This window comes from Micromonospora sp. ATCC 39149 (assembly GCF_000158815.1).
Lineage (GTDB): Bacteria > Actinomycetota > Actinomycetes > Mycobacteriales > Micromonosporaceae > Micromonospora.
Window position 1 is genome coordinate 2,691,167 of record NZ_GG657738.1, and the last position, 1,160, is coordinate 2,692,326.

Here is a 1,160-nt window from a genome sequence, read left to right on the forward strand (position 1 = left end):
CGGCTTCGTCGTCACGACGAAGGTGGGTAGCGATGCGGTGTTTTTGCTCCGGGGTCTCGGCGGGGGGCTCCACGGCTGGCGGCTCCGGCACGACGGGCACGTCCGGTTCGGCGGGGACGCGCTGCGGCAGCACCGCCGTACGGTCCGGCTGCCGGACCTCCTCGGCCAGGGCGGCCGGGGTCACCGGGTCGGGTGCGGATCGGCGGGCCGCGTACGGGGGTGCGCTCGTCGGGACGGGCGCGGGCGGGGTGCGGACCAGCCGCTCGCTCCCGCTCGTGGCGGGTGCGGGGGCCGGCCCGGCGCCGGTGGCGGGTCGGCGGTTGGCCGGGCGCGTCGGTGGGCGGGACGTCCTCGGGGACCGGACGGAGCCGGAACGGCCGGGCAGCGGCGGCCCGGACCTCGGCCGGGTCGATGGCCGCGGCGGCTGAGTTCTCGTACCCGGGGGTGTTGTCGTACCCGGCGGCGGGTGGGGCGGAGGTGTTGTCGTACCCGACGGCGGGCGGGGCGGACGCGGGGCGGCCACCGGCCCAGCCGGGACGCTCGGCCGGCTCAGGGGCGGCGGGCCGGGTCGCCTGGTCCCCCCCGGGACGGGGCTCGGACCCGGGACGGGCCAGCTCGTACGGGCGGACCGGCTCGGCCCGCACCGGCTGGTACGGGCGGATCGGCTCGGCCCGCACCGGCTCGTACGGGCGGATCGGCTCGGCGGCGTAGGGGCGGCTCGGCTCCGGCGGGTATCCCCGGCCGGACCGTGGGGCCCAGTCGACGGCCCGGCCCTCGCGCGGGGGCGGATCGGCCTGCTCGGCCGTCGCGCGTGACGGGCCGACCGGCTCGGCCTCCGCGCGTTCGCGGCGGCCGACCAGCTCGTCGTCGCGGATCCGGCGGCCGATCGCGGCCTCGTCGTCGCGGGACCGGCGCCCGGCCGCCTCGTCTTCGCGAGCGCGGCGGGCCGGCTCGTCCTCGTCGTCGTGGGACCGGTGGCCGATCGGCTCGCCCTGGCCGCGGGCCCACGGTGGTGCCCAGCCGCCACCCCAGCTCGGGGAGTTCCAGTCGGAACCGGCCCAGCCCGGTGGGGGCGGCGCGGCGCTCTCGTCGCGCCCTCGGGTCGCCCGGTCGTCGCCGGGGTGGCCGCCGCGATCGGGCTCGGCCGAATAGGCGGGGTA

General features: G+C 80.3%; 1 pseudogene. It reads right to left on the reverse strand.

What is annotated here, in order from left to right:
- Positions 1-11 precede the first annotated feature (11 nt).
- Positions 12-1,160, reverse strand: a pseudogene (locus MCAG_RS33620) (hypothetical protein); the annotation flags it as partial.